Origin of the sequence: Filimonas zeae (genome assembly GCF_014641615.1) — a bacterium.
Lineage (GTDB): Bacteria > Bacteroidota > Bacteroidia > Chitinophagales > Chitinophagaceae > Filimonas > Filimonas zeae.
Window position 1 is genome coordinate 235,408 of the sequence record NZ_BMIB01000005.1, and the last position, 17,606, is coordinate 253,013.

9 protein-coding genes are annotated in these 17,606 nt (G+C 47.1%); all 9 read right to left on the reverse strand.

What is annotated here, in order from left to right:
* Window positions 1-12: 12 nt before the first annotated feature.
* Window positions 13-2,172: an alpha-galactosidase gene (locus IEY13_RS24645; protein ID WP_188957392.1), complete on the reverse strand. Its 2,160-nt coding sequence runs from the start codon at window positions 2,170-2,172 to the stop codon at window positions 13-15.
* Between the two features lie 64 nt (window positions 2,173-2,236).
* A complete protein-coding gene (locus tag IEY13_RS24650; RefSeq protein WP_188957395.1) occupies window positions 2,237-3,835 on the reverse strand; it encodes a solute:sodium symporter family transporter in 1,599 nt (532 codons plus the stop codon).
* Between the two features lie 13 nt (window positions 3,836-3,848).
* The gene (locus tag IEY13_RS24655) at window positions 3,849-6,215 is read right to left on the reverse strand and encodes a glycoside hydrolase family 95 protein (RefSeq protein WP_188957397.1); all 2,367 of its coding nucleotides are present in this window, start codon (window positions 6,213-6,215) and stop codon (window positions 3,849-3,851) included.
* A gap of 22 nt (window positions 6,216-6,237) precedes the next feature.
* Window positions 6,238-8,532: a GH92 family glycosyl hydrolase gene (locus tag IEY13_RS24660; protein ID WP_229688004.1), complete on the reverse strand. Its 2,295-nt coding sequence runs from the start codon at window positions 8,530-8,532 to the stop codon at window positions 6,238-6,240.
* 16 nt (window positions 8,533-8,548) lie between these two features.
* Window positions 8,549-9,745, reverse strand: a complete 1,197-nt coding sequence (locus tag IEY13_RS24665; RefSeq protein WP_188957399.1) for an SGNH/GDSL hydrolase family protein — start codon at window positions 9,743-9,745, stop codon at window positions 8,549-8,551.
* An 11-nt stretch (window positions 9,746-9,756) separates the two neighbouring features.
* Entirely contained in the window at window positions 9,757-10,986 is a 1,230-nt protein-coding gene (locus IEY13_RS24670; protein ID WP_188957401.1) for a DUF4998 domain-containing protein, read from the reverse strand.
* 32 nt (window positions 10,987-11,018) lie between these two features.
* Window positions 11,019-12,278 (reverse strand): DUF4959 domain-containing protein, encoded by a 1,260-nt coding sequence (locus tag IEY13_RS24675; protein WP_188957403.1) that lies wholly within the window; start codon window positions 12,276-12,278, stop codon window positions 11,019-11,021.
* 38 nt (window positions 12,279-12,316) lie between these two features.
* Window positions 12,317-14,230, reverse strand: a complete 1,914-nt coding sequence (locus tag IEY13_RS24680; protein ID WP_188957405.1) for a RagB/SusD family nutrient uptake outer membrane protein — start codon at window positions 14,228-14,230, stop codon at window positions 12,317-12,319.
* A 21-nt stretch (window positions 14,231-14,251) separates the two neighbouring features.
* Window positions 14,252-17,473 (reverse strand): SusC/RagA family TonB-linked outer membrane protein, encoded by a 3,222-nt coding sequence (locus tag IEY13_RS24685; protein ID WP_188957407.1) that lies wholly within the window; start codon window positions 17,471-17,473, stop codon window positions 14,252-14,254.
* Between the last annotated feature and the right edge of the window lie 133 nt (window positions 17,474-17,606).

Genomic DNA, 17,606 nt, shown 5'->3' on the forward strand with positions numbered 1-17,606 from the left:
TTGTTATCAGGTTTAAGGGGCTGCGGTAATTTCAACCACAGTACTGGTTAAAGGATTGGCAGAGGATACCTGCAAACCAACATTCATAAGATACTCGCCGGTATATTGCTTATTATGCTCCGGTAAGGAAGCCTGCGTACCCGGATACAGGTTTATTTCTTTAACCATGTACAGCTTAGCTGCTTCCAGCCCCTGCAGTTTTACAGGCGTCCAGTTGGTGCTGTAACGTGGTTGAAGGGTATAAGCAAACAACACAGCTTTACTTTTATTGCTATCTACATACATTACCGCAGCGCGTTGCTGCTGGTTAGGATTTACCAGTCTGTACTGATCGCCCTGGCCAATTACCGCACTCAGGTTTTTGTAGCTGGCAACCGCCTGCTGGCTAAACTTCAGATCATTCTCCGGCATACGTGCTACATCAATATCATAACCCAGGCGCCCCATCATAGCCACATCGGTACGGAACTTGAGCGACTGCTTGCCCCATGATGTAACATGGCAGGCAATGGTATTGGCCGGGAAGAAATAGCTGTAGCCCCACTGAATAAAAATACGATCGTAGGGATCTGTATTATCGCTGGGCCAGAACTCAGTAAAATATTTAAGCCCGCCGTAATCGGTTCTGCCACCACCGCCACTGCACAACATCATAGGCAGTTCAGGATATTTTTTGCGCAGTCTGTCCAGTATAGCATACAGGCTACGTACATAATCTATATATAAGTTAGATTGCTTTTCGCCCAGGTAAGGAGAACCGGCGTTTGTCATCATACGGTTGCAATCCCACTTAATGTAGGCAATACCCGGATTTTTGGTAAGCATATCATCTACCATCTTATATACAAACTCACTTACTTCCGGGTTAATAATATCCAGCACCAGCTGGTTACGGAAATAATCCTCCGGCCGGTTCTGCAGCTTCAGCACCCAGTTGGGATGCTTTTCGTACAGCTCGCTTTTAGGGTTCAGCATTTCAGGCTCCAGCCATATACCAAACTTAACACCTTTGGCAGTAGCTTCTTTTACCAGATGGCCCAGGCCGCTCGGCAGCTTTTTCTTGTTCTCCTGCCAGTCGCCCAAACCTGCATGGTCATCATTACGGGGATACTTGTTGGCAAACCAGCCATCATCCAGCAAAAACAGATCGGTGCCCAGTAAACGTGCTTCATCAAACAAGCCACTCAGCTTTTGCTCATCAAAATCAAACTGAGTTGCTTCCCAGTTGTTGAGCAAAGTATAACGTGATCCCTTACCATTCAGTACACCGTGGTTACGCGCCCAGTTATGCAGGTTGCGGCTGGCTTGTCCACGGCCTTTGGCAGAGTAGGTAAAAATAAACTCCGGAGTGGTAAAGTCGGTATTGGGTTCCAGTTGATAATCCGAAGCATAAGGGTTGATACCGGAAAGAACATTCAGCTGATTTTTCTCATCCACTTCAAATACAAACTGAAAGTTGCCGCTCCATGCCAGCGTACCTGCCACCAGCTCACCTTCTGTTTCGGTAGACGGGCCGTTCAGCGATAACAGAAAAGCAGGCGTCTGATACATGTTGGCGCGGCTGCCCAGCTTACTATCTATAACCTTCATACCACTGGTAAGCTTACTGTCTTCCTCATGCATTTCTTCTGCCCAATCGCCATGAAACTGGGTTAGCCAGTAACTATCAGCATGCAGGTTCAGCATAGAAGAAGCAAAGTTGGTAATGCGTACCGGTTTCTTTTCTTTATGAGAAATAACGGCCCACGATTTAATTACATCTTCTTTATAAAAAGAAGACAGGAACAACTGCACGGTAACAGGGTATACCGAATCTTTTAATACAATACGGGTAACGGAATTATTATCGTTTACACGGGTAGTATGATACTCCGCCACACGCAGATCGAGCGAGGCACTGCCATCGGTATGTACCATGCGTATAGCAGGCTGGAACAAAAAACTACCGCCACCCTGTGCATAAGCCTCGCGCGCGGTGGCGTTGGCAGTGCGTACAGTAGCAGGCTGAATGTTTTTACCCAGGTAGCTCTGATACAATTTATTGTTGGGGGCTACGGTGAATACCAAACCGGAATGACTGGTTTGAATATCAATCTGCTTTTGTGCAGATGCAGAAATCTGCACGCCCAGCATTGCCAGTATCAAACCGCAGTACAAATGGTTTCGTTTCATCGGTATTCTTTTACTCAGTAAATAAATCATTCTTTTACGCATATACATTCATTTTCCGGCCGGCTTACGCAGCCAGGCCCATGGGCGAGAACAACATAAACATCAATATCATCAGCACCAGCAGCACGCCAAAATACCAGTGCCTGTTTTTCCAGGGTTGCAGGTTAAGGGTGGTGGTGGTTTGTAACTGAAAGGGCAGCGGTGTAGGATACAGCCTGCCAATAAGCAGCATACCCGCCACGGTTACTACAAACAGTATAGCCAACACATGCAGGTAATGCAGTTTAACCGGTATTACAAATTGTGTAATAATGTAGGCCACCACAAAAAATACCAATCCTGCTTTGGCAGCCACCGGTGGCGTGCGGCGTGTAAGCAGCCCTACCGCCATAATGGTAAATACCGGTACACTAAAAAAGCTGGATAACTTTTGCAGGTAGTTATAAAAACCACCACTGAAGTACATAATAAAGGGTGAAAAGCAAATGGCCCATACTATTACCAGCAGTTGAAAACGCCGGCCGGCCTTTACTATATTCTTTTCGTTATAAGCCTTACCACGATGTACTTTCCACGGCTGATACAGGTTGAGTACAAACAAGGTACCCAGACTGTTAAGGCCCGCGTTAAACGTACTGAGCGCCCCACCAAATACAATGGCTGCCATGAGCCCGGCAATAGCCGGTGGCAACACATCGCTCACCAGGCGGGGAAAAGCAGTAGCCGTATTATCCAGATGCGGATACAGGTGCACCGCCATTAACCCCGGTACATTCAGTAACAACGGAGCCAGTAGTTTGCCCACACAGGCCAGTGCCATTCCTTTTTGTCCGGCATTGAGGCTACGTGAGGCCAGGGTTTCCTGTACTATATACTGCTCCATGCCCCAGTAATAAATGTTAATCAGCAGCATACCCGTAAACAGGGTACCAAAGGGTAACACATCTGTTGCACCACCTATCGCATTCAGATGCGCTTTATGCTCACCCAGTACCCTATGCACACCCGCCATAAAGTGGCCGTTACCCAGGTAACGGAAGCCATACCAGGTAATTAACAAACTACCCGCCAGCATACCTATGCCCTGCACCACATCCGATATGGTAATGGCTTTAAGGCCACCCAGCAGGGTATACATGCCACCTATTACCCCTATTAACAGAACCAGTAGGCCAATGGTAGCAAAATAGCTGAGGCCCACCTGTGCATCAATATGAAAAATACCATTGAGTGCTACAGCACAGCCATACAATACAGAAGGAATAAGATTGATAAAATAACTCAGCAGGAATATAACGGACACCATGCGTTTGGTTTGCGTATCAAACCGCTTTTCCAGAAAGTCGGGCGTAGTAACAGCGCCTATTTTCAGGTACACCGGCATCAGAAACTCTGCCACCAGCAGCATGGCCAGGATAGAACTCATACCCCAGCACATAACCGACATATTGGTGGTGTATACAAACTCGTTCTCGCCAATAAACTGATTGGCGCTCATGTTGGTTAAGAACAACGAGCTGCCTATCATCCAGAAGCCGAAACTGCGGTTGCCCAGAAAATAAGCTACCGAAGTACCCAGCTTCTGGTTACGGGTTTTGTACACTGCCACGGCTGCTACCAGCAGCGTAAAGGCCAGAAAACTGATGATTACCGTTATATTCATACTGTTACATGGTTCAGCCTTTACGGGCTGTGATTTCCTGAATAGTGCCATTTACCCGCACCTTTACCTTACGCGGTGTGGGGGCAGTAATGGTATATTCTGTAATCTTACCATCTTTCCAGGAAAAACTAACGGTGAAATTCCCTTCGGCTTTTAATCCTTTTACTTCACCACCGCCTTTCCAGGCATCGGGTACGGCAGGTAACAGATCTATAAAACCGGCATGGCTTTGTACCAACATTTCGCCAATGCCTGCGCAGGCGCCAAAATTACCATCTATCTGAAACGGAGGACCGGCGGAAAGCAGGTTAGGATACACACCACCACCGGCGCCATAGTTAATATCTGTTTTTAAAGTAGGCTTCATCAGTTCACGGAACAGCTGGTAAGCGCGGTTACCATCGTGCAGGCGCGCCCAGAACAGCAGCTTGTAAGCAATAGACCAGCTGGGGCCATCATCGCCACGGGCATTCAGTGTTTTCTTACAGGCTTCGGCCAGTTCTGGTGTGCTTTCCGGTGTAATTAACGGTGCAGGATACAAACCATACAGGTGAGAGATATGACGATGTTCCGGCTCGGTTTCTTTATAATCTTCCAGCCACTCCATCAGCCTGCCGTCTTTGCCAATCTGACCAGCCGGCGGCACGCGCTTCAGCCGGGTTTGCAGATCGGCGCGGAACGCTTCATCCTTACCCAGCACCTGAGAGGCAGTGATTACGTTATTAAACAATTCTCGCACAATCTGATTATCAATGGTAGGACCCATGCAAATGCTGGCGTGTTTGCCGCTGCCATCGGGCAGGTAAAAAGCATTCTCGGGAGAAGAAGCCGGGGAAGTAACCAGCCAGCCCGTTTTAGGCTCTTCTGTAAGCATACCTGCATAAAACTCAGCAGAGCCTTTTAACACAGGATAAATTTTTTGCAGATACTGCTGATCGCGCGTGTACAGGTAATGCTGCCACAGGTTGTTACACAACCAGCCGGAGCCTGCTTTGGAAATACCCCAGGAAGCACTTTCGCCAGGCTCGGTAAACTGCCAGATATTGGTAATTACGTGCGCCACCCATCCGTTGGTATTGTAATACGCTTTGGCAGTTTTTTCGCCATGCGGTACCATATCCGCTACCAGATCTGCCAGGGGCAGATTCAGTTCAGAAAGGTTCGCGGTTTCCAGCGCCCAGTGGTTCATTTGTACGTTTACATCCAGGTGGTAATCGCCATTCCAGGGGGTATGTACCTGGTTGGCCCACAATCCTTGTAAGTTGGGTGGTAACAAACCTACCCTGGTACTGCTGATGCTGAGGTAGCGGCCAAACTGGAAGAATAATACAGGTAATGCCTTATCGGTAGCTGGCTGCTTACGAAAGCCCAGCAAACGCTGATCGGTAGTAAGGCTGTCTGCATTACTGCCTTCCAGCGATACGCTTACGCGGTTAAACAATTTCTGATAACTGGCTATATGCGTTTGCAGTTGTGCCGCATATGTTTTTTTAGTAGCAGCCGCCATTATCTCACGCAAATGCTGGCGGTAAGCCGCATCTTTATAATTGGTTTTAGCACCTACATATAATATTACTTCATTCGCATCTTTAATAACCAGTGTGCTGCCGGTAGTGGTAAGTGTGCCACCGGTAAGCTGTGCGTTTACATTGGCCAGGTAATGCATGCCCCGGCCGTTGATGCCGTTTTCCAGCTGACCATACAGCAACAGGGTTTTGCCATCTACATCAGTAATACCTTTTTCAGGGCGATCCATAGATACCGTAAGGTTCAGCTGTCCTGGCTTATCTGCCGTTAAGCGGATAAAAGCTACATCGTCACCAAAGCTGGTAAAGTATTCACGGGTATAACGTACTCCGTTTACGGTATACGTACAGTTGGCTACTGCGTTGGCCAGTGATAAAGAGCGGCGGTATTGCACAGGCTGTACAGCACCGGCTATCCCCTTGTAGCTGTATTGCAGCTGCAGGTTGCCCAGCATTTGAAAACAACCATAATTATCGCCACCAGAGCCCTTGCCGGTACAAATGAAGTCTTTATCAACAATCTTCTGCGCCTCATCATTTTTACCTTCCAGAATCAGCTTTCTGATTTCCGGAAGCTTTTTATAGGCTTCGTAATTATTGGCATCCTGTGGTGCACCTGACCAAAGGGTAATATCATTTAACACTACGGTTTCTTTGCTGATACCGCCATCGGGTGTTATACCCAAACGGCCGTTACCTAACGGCAGGGTTTCTTCCCACTGTGTGGCTGGCTTATCGTACCACAAACGCAGGCGGCTGTTAACAACGGACTGTGTCTGGGCTAATGTTTCTGTTACCGACGCGCCATACAGCAACGGGAGCAACAGGCATACATACTTTTTGGTAAGGTTCATTTGTATACTACTATTAGAATGTTCAGAAACTGCTATTGATGGGTCTGTCAGCCACACCGGTACCCCAGTTTGTATTGGGCTGCTCCCCCATTACAAACTCCAGCACGCCGCCCGCCAGCACATCGCTGTGTTTAATCCAGGTGCGCGTGTAAGGCTTACCATTAAGCGTGGCAGATTGTATATAGATATCTTTATCGGATTGTTTACGGGTACGTACCTCAAAGGTTTTACCGGCACCCAATTGTATTGCCGCACGCTTTAATTGCGGGCTGCCTATTACATAAATGCCCGAGGCAGGGTTTACCGGATAAAAACCCAGCGCGCTGAATACATACCAGGCACTCATTTCGCCACAGTCTTCATTACCTGCGTAACCGGAAGAGGAAGTGTTATACAACTCATTCATCACCTTTGCAGCATAGTACTGAGTTTTCCACGGCTGGCCTGCATAGTTGTACAAATAGGTTACATGGTGGCTGGGTTCGTTACCATGTGCATACTGGCCAATAAACCCGCTGGCATTATCATTTTTTTCGCCGGTGGTATGGCTGTGTGTAAAAAAGCTATCCAGCTTAGTTACAAAAGCGTTGTCGCCACCGGTAAGCTGTACCAGATGCGGCATGTTGTGCGGCACATACCAGTAATATTGCCAGGCATTACCCTCAGTAAAAGGGTTACCACCGTTAGAACCGTATTTGTAGGGATCAAACGGCGTTATCCAATTACCCTTTTCATCTTTGGGCTGAAAAAAGCGGGTAGCGCTGTTAAAAAGGTGTTCGTAATACTGCGAGCGGCGCTGAAAGCGATTATAATCTTCTGTTTTACCCAGCTTCTTTGCCAGTTGTGCCACACACCAATCGTCGTACGCCATTTCCAGTGTAATAGAAACAGACTGCGATTGAATGTTCTCCGGCATATATCCATACTGTTCCCACACCTGAAAGGGAGAATTGGGATGTGAAATCAATGATGAATTTTTAATGGCTTCATACACCTTCTCTACTTCTACACCCGGTATGCCTTTCATAACCGCATCTACCAGTACAGGAATAGAGTGGTTACCAATCATACAGTAATTCTCCTGCCCCCACAGTTGCCATACAGGCAGATAGCCATAACTACGATACTGATTAAGCATACTGTTTACAAAATCCGCTGTACGTGTCTGCTGCAACAATGTATACAGCGGGTGCGCTGCCCGGTAAGTATCCCACAGCGAAAAAGTGGAATAATGCGTACCCTTTGTTTTACCCTGCGTATAATCAGACGCCATATAAGCGCCATTTACATCGCTCAAGGTATTTGGCTGCAGAAAAGTGTGGTATAAAGCAGTATAAAAAATCTGCTTCTGTTGTTCAGAACCATCTATGTTTATCTTCTGTAGTTCTTTATTCCAGAGGGCGGCAGCGTCATCTGCTGTTTTATCAAAGTTCCACGCGGTAATTTCCTGTGCCAGGTTCTGCCGGGCGTTTTCAACACTTACCGGAGAAATGCCTGCCTTTACCAGCAAAGTGAATCCCTGCTGCGTATCAAAGTCAAACACCGCGCGTACATTACTTCCATTCACCACCTTGTTACCGGTGTATACCGTATTATCGTTAACCAGTTGGTACCGCACCACCGGCTTATTAAACTGTATATGAAAATATACCTTACGCATTTTGGCCCAGCCTGTAATAATGCGGAAGCCTTCAATAGTATGGTTATTTACTACGCGTATCTGCGATTGAATAATACGTGTACTCCAGCTGCCTTTGTTAAGCGAGTGGTTTAAATCTATTACCACATGCCCTTTGCTGTTACGCGGGTAGGTATAGCGGTGAAACCCGGCATGTGTAGTAGCCGTAAGCTCTGCATTAATATCATAATCCAGCAGCTTTACCTGATAGTAGCCTGGCCGTGCAGTTTCCTGCTGATGAGAAAATGCAGAACGATAGCCACTGCCTGGCTTATCGGGCTCGCCTGCTACGGTAGTAACAGCACCCGTAGTGGGCATCACCAGCAAATCAAACAACTCCGCCACACCGGTACCACTAAGGTGGGTATGGCTGAAGCCTGCAATAGTTTTATCATTATAATCATACCCCGAGGCGGTGCCCCAGTCGGGCGCTTCGCGTGTATCGGGGCTTAGCTGTACCATACCAAAAGGCACTGTAGCACCCGGATAATTATTTCCGGAAAGCCCGCCGTTTACAGCACCGGTACCAATAAAAGGGTTTACAAAAGCAGCAGGCCCTGTAACGGGCCGCTGGCTGTAACCGGGAACCACTGCTGAAAGTAGTGTACCCAACGATATTATTTTTACAATAGGTTTCATAACAATGATCGGGATGCTAGCCATTAACCAGAAATCTGGCAATACGGCAGGCATGCCCCTTACTGTTTTTATTGGATTGTTGAGAGATACGGATATGTAGCGTATGTTTACCCTTTTTTAAATCGCCCGCCAGTAACCAGTAACAAGGCAGGTGCAGCCAGCTGCTGTGTACAGTATACAAGTCCAAATCGCGGAACGCTGCGTTATCAATAGCATAAGAAATAGTACCCGCATCACCACCGGCTATTACAGCAATACCTACAGCAGTTCCTGTAAAAGGCAGATGCATTTGGGCACCCGGTTTTTCTGAAGCCAGTACGGGCACATGCACATAGCCCTCGCGGGTAGACAGGCCATCCTGCGGCGCCCAGTCTTTATGGTACACCCAGCCAGAATCGGTACGTGCATTAGAAAGTGCATAATAATGCCCTTTCTGAAAGGTAGCCTTATTCATGGCAGCAGGGAGTTTTGCTGCTGCCCTTTCTTTAGTGGACGGCGCTGTGGCAAAACATTGCTGCAGCAGATATTGAATGGTAGTAAAATACAGATGCTGCCCGTATTCTGCAGGATGGATATCTTTAAAATCTCTATCCCAGTTCAGTTCATTATTGGCAATACGGTCGCGCACCTCCTTACCCAGGTTAATAGAAGGCGACTGATAATGCGCAGCTACCACTTCGTGGTTGGCTATCTCTACGGGCACCACACCTTTGTTGTAATCGCCCGTTTTATCTGGATCGGCAAACGCCATCAGTACCACATCTGTTCTGCGGTTCTTTAGTTTTATCTGCCTTACAATACCGTCCAGCGCCCGCACCTGTGTAATGCTGTCTGTACCATTGCCCCTGTCGTTTACAGCAGTTTCTACAAATACCAGATCGGGATTGGCTTTCTCCAGCAAATCCTGCTGCAGGCGAAACACATGCGCCACACTACCCAGCGATGGAATAGCCGCAGTAACAAAAGTAAACTGCACATCTGCATACTGCTGCTTTAACCAGGCACACAACTCATCGCGCCAGCCAGGGTTAAACGTAATAGAACCACCTACAAATGCCACAGTAGCCTTATGCTGATTATATACACTGTAAGCAAAATGCGGAAGCCCCTTACGCAGTGTTACAAAATCTGCCTTAGGCAAAGTACTGTGCGGGGCCTGCGCCCCCGCGAGGCCCCCACACAATACAAAAAGAACCAGTAACCAATATTTCATTTTAATCATCACTATAATTCTTTACTCCAGAAGGTAAGTTCACTCATGTTAGCAGAGTTATCAGAACCACTGTACACATGTTTGATGCGGATTCTTATAAACCTTACAGGCGGAGGATCGGCAATAAACTCAAAACGTGCAGCCGCTTTCCCGTCATCACTACGGAAAGCTTCTGTTAACAGCGTCCATCCTTTAGCCTGCATGTCATTTTTCCATCCATTATCCTGGGTAGATAAGGGTGTAATAGCCCCTGTGGTATCTGCAATACCCCATATTTCAAAATCATCCGGATTGTGACAGCAATCCCGTCCAACCTCCTCCACAACAGCCAAACGGTCATATACCTTCCCCATATCAAAGCTGAGGGCAATAGGCAGCTTCTGCCCACCATCACTGTGGTAAATATTCGGGTAGCCCTGTGGTCCGTTACTACCATCCCACAGTCTGCTTACCGAAGTCTGCGACTCGTAAACACCTGCATCCCCACTCAGCTTCGACTCGCGGAAAAGCCCTTTATCACACTGCACCAGACGGTAAATAGTAGGAAAGGTATCTGCCGCCGCAGTAAGGAAGGTATCAATAGCCTTGCGATCGGGAACATAAGAAGACTGATACAATACTGGTGTACCAAACTGATAGCTGGGTAACTTAGTAGTTGTACTGCCAGGCGCGAGGTTAAGGGTTGACGCCACGCCGGCAGCATTGGTATAACGGATAACCGTATTAATGTTAATAGTATCTGGTGCCAGAAAATTAAGCGTAACTGAATTGTCGCTGTTTAACACATAAGGATTAGAAGCATCCGGCAACCTGTTATACAGTGCAGTTTTATATTGCGCGCCGTACACACGGGCATTGTTTACGGTAGTGGTAATAGATTTATCACCTGCCGCATTATAAGAATTGATGTAAAAGGAATAGGTATATTCAGACAGATTGCTGATAATGGTTTTAACCGTATCTACCGGATTGTGCGAAGCGGCGCTTAACACCACCGAATCCATAAAACTATTCCAGTATACCACATAACGGGTAACCGTTTGGTCTGGCCCCGGGCTCCAGGCAAGCATCAACCTGCCATCTCCGGGATATACTGTAACCCCGGTAACAGCACCAGGATAGGTAAGCTCTTCATTATTCAGAAAATCGCGGTAATCTGTAGCCTTTTTATTACAGGCAGTACCTGCCAGCGTAACAGCTGCCACCGCAGTAATGGCGAAGCGGGATATTATACGTTTCATCGTTTGCGTTTAGTAGGTGAAAGCCTGTTTGCTTAACGGGGATCGCCCCAGAAGCTGAGCTCCATTATGTTGAAAAAATCATTACTGCCTCCGGCATTGGTAAAACACTGAAACCGCATGTAACGCACCTTAGGCAAATCCAGATTAAAATTGAACGGGAAGCCTGCATTCCAATACGCCAGATCGGCATTGGTATACTGCGGTGCTATAAGCCCGGATGGCTGTGCAGGTAAATGAAACTTACCCATATTTATCCACCCGCCCGGTGTAGCCTGCCCTACCGCCGGTAAAGCCATAGAATCGGTAGGTAACGCTTCATCCGCAGCAGCCGTATTGCGCCCCCATAACACCCATGTTTGCGGCGCGCCAGACGACCATAAAAAGTTATTGCTACCATCAATGCCTCTGAAATTGGCTGTATAACGGCTTAGTTTGGCGCTCTGCCCCATATCAAACGTGATCCACTTTGGCAAAGGCTCGCTGGTAGGAAAAGTGGAGTGAAAGCCCGGAGCAGTGGTTTTGTTATCCCACAGGTAACGGATAAACCAATCAAAATCGGTACCTACATCGGTAGGAAAACGCATTTCCTGAAAACGCGATTTATCCATCTGTGTTTCATAAATAGGAATCAGATCTGCAAACACGGTATCAGATATATTACCCCATTGATCGGTAATATATACACCAAAACGCCTCATCAGGGTATCGTACCCTCTGACACTGTAGCTTACATTTTCCTGGTTGGTATAGTTCTGGTTCACAATCTCCAGCTTCTTTGTTACCGCATCGGGCGTAACCGTAATAATACCCAGGTTGGCTTTGGCAGTATTGGTAACCTGTATGTTTACACCACCAAAATCTCTGGTAAGTACCACGGTGGGGCGCGCCAGCAGATAAGGCGGCGTTTCGGGATGTACCGTTACTTCTACCGGATCAGACTTTACCTGTGCACGGGATACCGCGTATAGAACCACTTTGTAATCCTGACTTTTGGCAAAGCCGCTTACGGTAAGGCTATCGGAATAGTAAGAAGATTTTACCTGCCTGCTGGTTTGATCGTTAATCTTATACTCAGCCTGTACATACAACAGATTTTTGCTGGCAGGCAAGGTATAGGTAATATAAGCGCCACCATTGAAGTTATTCACCTTTACATTGGTAACTACGCCCGGTTTGGTCATATCGCCTGATACAACATCGTTGTAACCATCCGACTTTTTACAGGCGGCCTGGGCTGCCAGCCATATACCGGCTATTGCCCATGTTCTGCATCTTTTATATAGAAAGCTCATATCGTATTATTTAAGAATGGGTAAGTTGCCTGCGGGCACTATTGCCAGTAAGGCGTTTGTACCAGATTGGGGTTGGTGAGTAAATCGTAATTCTGAATAGGGAATAAATAATCACGCACATTAAACACCGGCTGATACACGTTCAGCACCTGGTAAAACCCTGCTATGGTTTTCTGGCGGTAGTTCCAGCCCTGAACAGGACCGGCAAGCACATTCTGCAGTTCTTTCCAGCGGCGTAAGTCCCATCCGGCCTGCCCTTCAAAAGCCAGCTCAATACGGCGCTCCTGGTGAATAATCTGGCGCAACCCATCTTTAGAAGCATGTTTTCCGGCATTGCGGCTGTACTTCGTCCACGATTCAACCACACCCGGCAGGCCAGCGCGGCTTCTCACCTGATCTATCCATTGGTACACTTCTGTACCCGGTCCGTTTACTTCGTTTAAGCACTCAGCATACAGCAACCATAAAGCCGGCAAACGCATAAAAGGCCATGCGTAAGATTGCCAAACGGTATTCTGGCCGGCAGCAGAAAGATAGTGCACCAGCTTTTTAGCCCAGTAGCCGGTTACGTTGTAACGCTGCGGCACATAAGAGGCATAGCCATTTACTGCATTTACATAATACGCATTGTTATCATTGGTATTACCCGAACCAAACCACAAACTACCATCGAAAGCTACACTGGAGTAATACCTGTTCTCGCGCAGAAAGTTGCCTTTGGCACTGGTATAGTTTTGCCTGATAAAGTAACGGTGCTGTGCATCTCCGTTTTGCAACTTATAACGGTTGGTGTAATCCCATGTTTTATCTTCATTAATAGGTACACCGTTATTAGTGTAAAAAATCTCTGTTTCTGCCAGTGGTACAGAAAAGTTAGAATATACCGCAAAGGCATCTGATGCAGCATCTGCACTTACACGTGGGGTAGCCATATAACTCCATCCAAAAGTGGGGTTCAGCGTCCATACCTGCTCAGGGTTCCAGCTATCAACAAAAGCACCTTGTAAAGTAAGCAGCTGGCGGGTACTGTCGCTCATATGAACAATGTTGCCGTTGGTGCGGAAAGTATATAAAGCAGCACCTGTAGAAGTAGCCGCATCAATAGCCTCTTTGCAGGCCAACGCTGCACGCTGCCATTTGGCAGGATCAGCCGCTGTAGGATACAGGTTCCGGCCATCTTTATCTTTTACCTGAGCATAATCGGGGTTACCATTAAACAACGGGCTGGCCTGTGTAGCCAGCACCTCTGCCTTTACCGCTTTGGCAATAGCAGAAGTTATTCTGCCTGCTTCCGCTGCCTGGTTTTGTATAGCTACGGGCAGGCCTGGCATAGCTTCATCCAGCTGATGTACTACGTAGCTGAAACAGCTGTCCAGTGTTTGCTGTTTTACCCGCACTTCTTCACTGGGTGCATTTACCGGAATAGCCACATCTGCAATAGGAATAGCGCCATACATACGGATAAGCCAGTAATGATAATAGGCCTTTAAAAACTTAGCTTCCGACACCCAGCGGGTACGCTGAAAAGCCGACAAATCCTGAGGCAGGTGTATGTTTTCCAGAAACGTATTACACTGGCGTATAGCCTGCCACAGGTTTAAACCCATGTTATAACCATCCCAGTAGTTCAGCAGCGGATTCTCTGCATTCTGTAAACCGCGTATTACATTAAAGCCGCCGGTACCGCCATCGCCACCCAGTACAGTATTATCCTGCAGATTAATGGGAAATACCACTTCTGCAGAAGTAGTAAAACCGGGGTTGCGCCTTACATCGGCCAGCGACTGCATAGAGCTGTAACAGCCAAACAGATAAGCCTGTGCCTCGTTGGCATTGGAAAAAGCACTCTCTAACGTTGCCACATTATCGGGTGTTACATCCAGATACTTTTTACAGGAGGTAGCAAGCTGCAATGCAAGCGCTACCGGTAATATTTTGAAAAGAGATTTCATGTTCCTTCTTTTTACAACAAGCTAGAAATTGAGGTTTACGCCCAGGTTAAACACCTTTTGAATAGGATAAGCAAAGCCGTTACCGGACTGCTCAGGGTCCCATAACTTGAATTTGCTGAAAGTAAGCAGGTTAAGACCGCTGAAGTAAATACGCGCACTTTCTACAAAAAGGCTTTTAGCCCATTTTTTAGGCAGCGTATAACCACCTTCTACCGATTTTAAGCGCATAAAGCTTCCATCACGTAACCACCAGCTGCTCTTTTGTGTATTGTTGCTTACCGCCTGCGCAGAGTAGCGTGGCCACAGTGCATACAGATTCTGATTTTCTTCACTCCAATGGTTATTTGCATACGCAGCCAGCAGTTGTGCATTGTTTACAAAAGGGGCGGTAGCAGAAGGATCGATAAAGAAAGACTCTCTGGCAAGGCCCTGGAAAAATGCGTTCACATCAAACTGCTTATACACTACTGAAAAACCGAAACCATAAATAACCTGCGGTGTAGGCGGCAGCCCCAGTGGCACCTGATCGTCAGAATTAATGATGCCATCGCGGTTTACATCGCGATACTTGATATCGCCACCCATAGGCAGTGTAGTACCACCAAACAACTGGGTAGGCGAGTTAGCGGCTTCTTTATCATCCACAAACAAACGCTCTGCTATTAAGCCGTACTGCTGGCCAATAGGCTGGCCCCGCTGAAAACGGTAATTATACTTGTACTCCGGCTCTTCAATATAACCGGTTTTATTGCTGGTAACAGTAAGGTTGGCCATTACAGAAGCCTGCAGGTTTTTAGAAAACACCTGCTTGTAGTCGATATGTAAATCAAACCCTTTAGAGTAAGCAGTACCCAGGTTAGCCTGCAGATTATCCTGCGCCCCACTTTGAATACCTGCTGATACCGGAATGTACCCACGCTTGATAAGAATGTTATAACGATACTCGCGGTATACCTCTGCCGTAATGTTCATGTTTTTGAACAGGGTAATTTCAGCAGCAAGGTTGCTTTTGCGGGAAGACTCCCAGGTTACTCCCGGATTAGGATAAGCCTGTATAGTAGTGCCCTGCAGATAAGTACTGTTATTGGTACCAAACCATGCCCCCGCCCCACCATTTGGCGTTACGTTAGACAGGTAAAAGAAACGCTGGCTGCCAATATTATCATTACCTACAAGACCATAGCTACCACGCAGTTTTAAACGCGTAATAACATCGGAGATGCCACCCTTCCAGAAGTTTTCATTAGAAATTACCCAACCTGCACCCACGGTAGGGAAAAAGCCGAAACGGTTATTGGCAGCAAAACGCTCAGAACCATTGTAGCCAAAGTTGAATTCCAGAAAGTACCTGCTATTGTACGAGTAGCTGGCGCGACCAGCAATATTAAGGTTACGGTAAGGCAAAGACCCCAGCAATGAGCCGGCGTTGCCATATTGAGTTTGCTGGCGGGTAGTAATCAAAGCACCGCTAACATTATGATCGCCAAAAGCGCGGTTATAATCCAGCGTACCCTGCATGTATATATAAGTGTATACATCTTTCTTACCCTCTGTATAGCCCAGGTATTCCTGTGCTGCACCCGGCTGATTGTTCAGCCAACGCAGGGTGTAGTAATTGGTTGCAGGATCATAATTCTGAACACTATAATAGAAAGGCTTATAGTTACGGCTTACATCAAAAAAAGAATAACGGTTGGTGCTGAAAATACCACGGAAAGAAAGGCCACGGGTAACAAAGTTCAGGCCCTGATTCAGTTCAAACTGCGCACTCATTCTGGACTCTGAGAAAGATTTGTAACCATACATCAGATCGGCATAAGGGTTACTGAGCAAACCACCCGAAGTAGTGTTTACCGCGTTGCCAAACAAAATATGTCTGGTGGTACGGTTGGCGCTATCGGGCAGGTAGTAAGCCGGAAAAGCCACCGGGCTGGTATGCAGCGCCTTTGAATATAAATCGGTAGCCAGGCCGGAAGCATCACCGGTAATAGGTCCGGTGTATTCGTTAAAATTACCCCACAGACGTACTACCGCCTCAGTGGTTTTGGTAATTTTTACGTTTACGTTAGAACGAAGCTGGTAGTTTTCAAACTTCATTCCTGAGTTAAAGTTGTTTACCGGGTTTACCTGCAGTATACCATTATCGCGGTTATAAGAACCGGCCATATAGTATTTGGTAATATCATTACCACCCGATACGTTGAAGTTGGCGCGGCGGGTAGACGTTTGCTTTTTAAACAGCATATCCATCCAGTCTACCGCCGGAAATACATACGGATTGCTACCTGGTGCATTGTTCCAGGTAGCCTGTGTATTCAATATCTGGTTGGGGGTAAAAAACGGCGTAGCCAGCGGGTCGCGCGTGGTAATGGCTTCGTTATACGCCTTCATATAAGTAATAGGATCGGCCAGTTGAATATTCTGGGTGGGTTTGGAAATAGCCTGCTCCAGACGAACACTTATTTTAGCCTTACCCGCTTTACCTTCTTTGGTAGTTACCAGAATTACACCGTTGGCACCTCTGGCACCATACAACGCGGCAGCACTGGCATCTTTTAAAATAGAAAAGCTGGCAATGTCATCTACCTGAAGCCTGGCCAGATCGCTGGCAGTTAATTCAATATTATCAATCAGAATCAGTGGACTGGCACTATAACCCAATGTGGTTACACCGCGGATAAAAAACTGTGAGTTATCAGCCCCCGGCTGGCCGGCACGCTGAAAAGCAATCATACCTGCCACCTGACCCGCCATAGCATTGGTAAGGTTACTGGCAGGAATTTTTAATGCACCGGGGTTAATAGTAGATACAGAACCAACTACCGCTTCTTTGCGCTGCCTGCGGCCAAAAGCCGTTACCACCACCTCATCGCCCCCCACTATAACGGGCTTCAGTAAAATTTTAAACTCACGGTCGCTGGCATTTACAATAAAACGATGTTCTAAAAAGCCTACAAAAGCCACAGCTACCTCAGCACCTACAGGCACCTCAAGCACAAAACGACCATTGCGGTCTGTACTGGTAGCAGAAGATTGTTTGGAGTTGGCTACCACACTGGCACCTTCCAGTGTTTTGCCTGCCGAATCGGTAACAATACCTGTAATAGTAATTACACGCCCCTGTTGCGCAAACGACCGTACCGATGTAAACAACATCAGTAACCCGAAAGCACAAAACAGAATCAGCGGAAGACCGCCCGCAAATGGGCCGGACCGGCGATAGCAGCTAGATTTACTTTTCATAATTGAAGCAATCCTGGTTATGGTTATGGATAATTGGGTAATAGACTGTCAGCACCCCTCCGGGGAGAAGATGGCAACAACCGTTATATTCTGAATGCTATTTCTTTGCTATACCACTAAAATAGTTCTATAC